This window comes from Desulfobaculum sp. (assembly GCF_054921475.1).
On the sequence record NZ_JBUDSW010000235.1, the window covers coordinates 1 to 5,573 of the forward strand.

Sequence of the window (5,573 nt, forward strand, 5' to 3'; positions counted from 1 at the left end):
TCCGCCCGAAAAATCCTGGGGATTGTTAAGGGAATCATTCCCTTAACCCGCCGGAGGCCCTCTTCCCCTCCCGCGCCGCAGGCAAAAAGTTCCACGATCCCAGCCAATTATAGCCGGGGTCGAAAACGGCCTGTGGTGCTGTTCAAAACGGCCGTTTTCGATTAAGAGTCCCGCATGACGTTTTCGACACAGAGCTGTAACAAAGCTGTGACATACACGCCGACAGTTGCTCGGCGTCGCGAACAGGGAACGCCGAAACCGTCACCCTGCCAGCAAGGAACAAATGATGGATATTTATGATCTTTTTCTTCTCCTGTCCCTTGGGGCAGGATTTTTGATGGCCTTTAACCTTGGTGCCAACGATGTCGCCAACTCCATGGCATCTGCTGTGGGTGCGCGCGCCATCACCGTGAAGCAAGCCGTGTTTATCGCGGGCAGCCTGAACTTTGTCGGCGCTGTTTTTCTTGGGTCGCATGTGACGGCCACGGTGAGTAAGGGCATCATCAACGCTTCGACCATTGGCGACCCCAAGTTGATTTTGATTGGGATGTTCGCCGCCCTGCTGTCTGCTGCGCTCTGGGTGCTTATTGCCACCCTCACGGCGCTCCCCGTTTCATCTACACACTCCATTGTGGGCGCTATTTTGGGCTTTGGCCTTGTGGCTGGCGGTCCCAGCGTTGTGAACTGGGTGAAGCTTGGCGGGGTTGTCCTCTCGTGGTTTATTTCGCCGTTTTTAGCGGCGGGCATTGCCTTTTTCATCTTCTCGCAGATTCGCCGCAAGATTTTTATGCGGCGCAATTTTATCAAGCACGCCAAGGCATGGGGGCCCCGCTGGATGGGCCTGACCATGGTTTTGGTGGGCTTTTCCTTTATGTATAAGACCCCTGTAGGCAATCAGCTGGCATTAACGTGGTGGGAATCCCTCGGCGTTATCATCATGCTGGCTGCTGCAGCGTGGCTGGTGGGTGTGCGCATGGTCACCCGCCTGTCCATGGAGCTTGACGAAAGCGTGGAAGGTGTGGAGAGCATTTTCCGGCGCCTTCAGATTTTCACCTCGTGTTATGTGGCGTTGTCGCAGGGCGCGAATGACGTCGCCAACGCCATTGGTCCCATTGCCGCCATTTATGTGCTGTCCAAGCAGCATGCCTTCCTCACGCAGGCCGAGGTGCCGCTGTGGATGCTGGCTATTGGCGGCGCGGGCATTGCACTTGGTATCTGCGTACTGGGCCACAAGGTGATGTCCACCGTTGGCGAGAAGATCACCACGCTGACCAACACCCGCGGCTTTGCCGTGGACTTTTCCGCCGCGACGACGGTTCTCGTGGCATCCAAGCTGGGCCTGCCCGTGTCCACCACCCACGCCGCTGTTGGTGCCGTGACCGGTGTGGGGCTTGCCCGCGGCTTTAAGGCCGTGGACTTCAGTGTACTGGGCAAGATCGTCATCTACTGGCTGCTGACCGTACCCATCGCGGCCCTGACGTCGATCGTTATTTTTCAGTTTTTAAAGTGGTCTGTTTACTGATAGGTAACGACCATACCTCATAGAGGAAGGAGGACACCCGATGCGTTTGCCCCTGTTTGGACTGCTGACCTCCCGCAGCCCGCTTGACGGACTGGTGGACCACTACGAGAAGATCCACGAGTGCACGGAGATCATTAAGGATTCTCTGGAATGCTACGTGGCGGGCGGAGCGTGCCGCGAGTTCATGGAGCTCGCCAAGCAGATCGACCACATTGAAAATCAGGCCGACCTGATTAAGCGCAGGATCCGCAACCACCTGCCGCGCGGTCTGTTCATGCCCGTGGATAAGACCCTGTTCCTCAACTACACCAAGGCGCAGGACAACGTCCTCGACGAAGCGCAGGAAGCCATGCAGTGGCTGGCCATGCGCCCCGTGGACATCCCCGTGCCCTACCAGCGCAAAATCATCGAGCTTATCGACGATGTGGATTCCCTGACCGACATGCTCGGCCCGGCGCTCAAGGCCACCCTCGGCCTTATCTACACCGAGCACCTCGACAGGCGCGGCACCAAGGACCAATTCTGGGCCATCCGCAAAAAGCGCCACGCCATCTTTAAGGCCAAGAACAAGCTGGTGTCCGAGATTTACAACGAAGACATGGACTTTAAAGACATTTACCAGTTGATCCACTTTGTGGAAAAGCTGCACGGCATGGCGCACAATACCGAAAATTGTGCCGACATCCTGCGCTCCATGATTGCCCGCTAACGCCGGGCCTGATTGTACGCCACGCACAAGGCGGCCCCCCGGTCATTGACCGGAGGGCCGCTTTTTTTCTGCGCCACGCGCGCCGAAAAAAAGGCGGGGCTTCGCCGCCACGAAGCCCCGCCCCTTACGGAAACCGGGGAGAGAGGAACCCGGCGTCACGTCTTTTGGCACTGATGCTTCACATTCAGGCCTTTGGCGATGAAAATGGTCGTCTCTGCCACGTTGGTGGCAAGGTCTCCCACCCGTTCCAGATGCCGGGCGGCGAGGATGGTGTTGATGGCGCGGCGAACGCCCGTGGTCTCGCACACCATGTCGTCCATGGTCTGCTTGAGAATCTTCACGTTGAGGTCGTCGGCCTTGTAGTCCATGCGGCATACGTCCACGGCCTTTTCCACATTCTGCTCGCGGAAGGCCTCCAGCGTCACCTTGAGCATATCAAGAACCACGCTGACCATCTCGTTCAAAAGCTGCGGATGCGGCAACTCGGGCAGCCGGGCGAGAAAGATGGTCTTTTCGGCAAGGTTCACGGCCTCGTCGCCCATGCGTTCAAAGTCGATAATGGCGCGGCGCACGCCGGTGATGAAGCGCAGGTCGCGCGCCATGGGCGCGTCAAGGGCCAAGAGGTGCAGGGACACCTCGTCGATATGCAGTTCCATATCATTGATGGTGGCGTCGTCCTCAATGATGCGTTCTGCGGCGTCGGCGTCGCGTTCCAGAAGCGCCTCGGTGGCATTGACCACGGCGCGCTCGGTATAGGCGGCCATTTCAAGAACGTGCATCTTGAGTTCGTCCAGCTGCCGGTGAAAGTGGCGTTCTACGTTCATATGGCCTCCTAGCCGAATCGGCCGGTTATGTAGTCTTCGGTCTGCTTCTGGCGCGGTCTGGTGAAGATGGTCTCCGTGGCGTCGGACTCGATGAGTTCCCCCATGTAGAAAAACGCCGTCACATCCGACACGCGGGCCGCCTGCTGCATATTGTGGGTCACGATGATGATGGTGAGGTCCTTTTTCAGCTGGTGCACCAGTTCCTCAATCTTCTGCGTGGCGATGGGGTCCAGCGCACTGGCGGGCTCGTCCATGAGCAGCACTTCCGGCTGCACGGCAAGGGCGCGGGCGATGCACAGGCGCTGCTGCTGGCCGCCGGAGAGACCAAGGGCGGATTCGTCCAGCCGGTCCTTCACCTCGTCGTAGAGGGCGGCCTGCTTGAGGCTGAGTTCCACGCGCTCGGCAATGCGGGTGCGGTCGCGCCAGCCGTTGACGCGCAGGCCATAGGCGACGTTTTCAAAGATGGACTTGGGGAAGGGGTTGGGCTTCTGGAACACCATGCCCACCCGCCGCCGCAGGTCCACCACGTCCAGCTTTTGGCTGTAGATGTCGGCGCTGTCCAATGTCACCTCGCCATCCACGCGGGTGCCGAGGATGAGGTCATTCATACGGTTCAAACAGCGCAGAAAGGTACTCTTGCCGCAGCCCGAAGGACCGATGAGCGCCGTGACCTCATTCTCCCCGAATCCGAGGCTGATGTTTTTGAGCGCCTTAAAGTCGCCGTAATAGAAGTCCAGCCCTTTGGCGGCCATTTTCTGTGGCTTTTGCATGCGTTATGCTTCCTGTTCGTTCGTGGTCGGTTCCGTGCCGGCTTCGTCCGAGCGGGCGGCGGAAAGTGTAAAATGAAAGACCACACCGGAGCTGCCGTCGTCGTGGGCCTCGACCCAGATGCGCCCCTTGTGGGCCTCGACGATATGCTTGCAGATGGCCAGCCCCAACCCTGTGGAGCCGCTGCCGTTCTTGGTGCGGTGTTTTTCCACTCGATAGAATCGTTCAAAGATGCGCTCGCGCTCTTCCTGCGGGATGCCGGGACCATGGTCCCCCACGCTGAACACCATGTCATCGCCGTCCTCGCGGGACGAGATGGTCACCTGCGTCCCTGCCGGGCTGTAGCGGATGGCGTTCTCCAGCAGGTTGCGGAACACCTGCACCACGCGGTCAAAGTCCGCATGCACGGGCACGCCGGATTCCGGCAGGTCGTGGTGCACGGTAACATCGACCGCATCCGCAAGGGGCTGACAGGTGCGTATGGCCTCCATCATGGCTCCCCGTGCGTTGATGCGCTGCATATGGAAGCGCTCCTGTCGGCCCTCAAGACGGGAGAGGCTCATCAGGTCGTGCACCATCTTCGCCATGTGGTCGGCATTCTTGAGAATAATCTCGAGGAACGCCTCCGCGCGCTCGCCCCGTGCCATGTGGTTATCCAGCAGAGTTTCGGAGTAGCCCTTGATGGTGGTCAGCGGGGTGCGCAGTTCGTGGGAGACGTTGGCCACAAAGTCGCGGCGGACGCGCTCAAGCCGTTTCAGCTCGCTGATGTCGTGGAACACGACAATGGCGCCAAGGCCCACGCTGTTGTTGTCCAGCCGTTCAATGGCAACCTCGTACACGCGGTCCTTCACCGGCTCGATTTGCAGCTTGGCGCGGTTGTCGCCGTCGGGGGCGAGCACCTTGTCACAGGCTTGCTGCAACTCGGGTGACAGCACAATCTCCAGCGGCCGCAGGCCTATAATCTCCTGCGATGACGGAAAGATGCCCGCCAATGCCGGGTTGTACTTGGAGATGCGCCCGTCGGCGTCCAGCACAAGCACGCCTTCGCGCATGCCATTCAATATAGCGTCGGACTCACGCTTCTTCTCGGTGATGACCGAGACGTGCTGTTCAATGGAGCCGGCCATCTGGTTGATGGTATCCGCCAGCGGCTCAAATTCCCGGCCCGGATAGAAGCGCAGGCGCTTTTCGTACTCGCCGTTGCCAATGGCCTGCGCCACGTCAATCATCTCCTTGATGGAGCGGCCCATGGACCGCGACATGATCCAGCTGAGCACAAAGGCCAAAAAGATGGCGGCGGCAAAGGTGTAGACAACATTGTCGTAAATTTTATCAAGGCGTTCGCGCACATCGGCAAAGGGCACGGCAAGGCGCAAGATGCCGTCCGGCAGTCCCTTAATGCCCGACACCCGCTTGGCCGCGTAGACAAGCTTTCGCTCCAGGGTGCCGCTGTAGCGCACACTGAGGCCATAGCGCTGGGACTCGCTCTGCACGATTTCCGGACGGAAGGCGTGGTTGTCCAGCGTGGGCACCACGGAGTAGCCAACGTGGGAATCCGCCACCACCCTGCCGTCGCGGGTCAGGTAGGTGATGCGGGAATCCAGCCGCACGCCAAGGTCTTCCAGCCAGTGGTGCAAGCTCTCCTCGCTGGGAAAGTCCCCATGGATGAGCAGCAGCTGTTCGGCAAGGCGCAGCTCGCGCACCGCGCCGGTTTTGGCGTCCTCCAGCACATCCCCACGAAAGACGTAGC

General features: G+C 59.6%; 5 protein-coding genes. 2 read left to right on the forward strand and 3 right to left on the reverse strand.

Features of this window, described 5'->3' with window-relative positions:
- Nucleotides 1-286 precede the first annotated feature (286 nt).
- Together ACY69P_RS13460 and ACY69P_RS13465 are read left to right on the forward strand one after the other, a co-directional pair.
- Nucleotides 287-1,522, forward strand: coding sequence for an inorganic phosphate transporter (locus tag ACY69P_RS13460; protein ID WP_462327846.1), 1,236 nt, complete (start codon nt 287-289; stop codon nt 1,520-1,522).
- A 40-nt stretch (nt 1,523-1,562) separates the two neighbouring features.
- Nucleotides 1,563-2,231: a DUF47 domain-containing protein gene (locus ACY69P_RS13465; RefSeq protein ID WP_404845679.1), complete on the forward strand. Its 669-nt coding sequence runs from the start codon at nt 1,563-1,565 to the stop codon at nt 2,229-2,231.
- A 155-nt stretch (nt 2,232-2,386) separates the two neighbouring features.
- Here ACY69P_RS13465 and phoU read toward each other — a convergent pair whose 3' ends face one another.
- The 3 genes from phoU to ACY69P_RS13480 all read right to left on the reverse strand — a co-directional run.
- The gene (phoU, locus tag ACY69P_RS13470; protein ID WP_459897838.1) at nt 2,387-3,055 is read right to left on the reverse strand and encodes a phosphate signaling complex protein PhoU; all 669 of its coding nucleotides are present in this window, start codon (nt 3,053-3,055) and stop codon (nt 2,387-2,389) included.
- Between the two features lie 8 nt (nt 3,056-3,063).
- The gene (pstB, locus tag ACY69P_RS13475) at nt 3,064-3,825 is read right to left on the reverse strand and encodes a phosphate ABC transporter ATP-binding protein PstB (protein ID WP_404845677.1); all 762 of its coding nucleotides are present in this window, start codon (nt 3,823-3,825) and stop codon (nt 3,064-3,066) included.
- 3 nt (nt 3,826-3,828) lie between these two features.
- Nucleotides 3,829-5,573, reverse strand: a 1,745-nt coding sequence (locus ACY69P_RS13480; RefSeq protein ID WP_462327847.1) for a HAMP domain-containing sensor histidine kinase, incomplete at its 5' end; no start/stop codon positions are given.

Bases quoted from the DNA above. Each gene is read 5' to 3' on its own strand.
- ACY69P_RS13460 (WP_462327846.1), top strand. From the start codon at position 287: ATGGATATTTATGATCTTTTTCTTCTCCTGTCCCTTGGGGCAGGATTT.
- ACY69P_RS13465 (WP_404845679.1), top strand. From the start codon at position 1,563: ATGCGTTTGCCCCTGTTTGGACTGCTGACCTCCCGCAGCCCGCTTGAC.
- phoU (WP_459897838.1), bottom strand. From the start codon at position 3,055: ATGAACGTAGAACGCCACTTTCACCGGCAGCTGGACGAACTCAAGATG.
- pstB (WP_404845677.1), bottom strand. From the start codon at position 3,825: ATGCAAAAGCCACAGAAAATGGCCGCCAAAGGGCTGGACTTCTATTAC.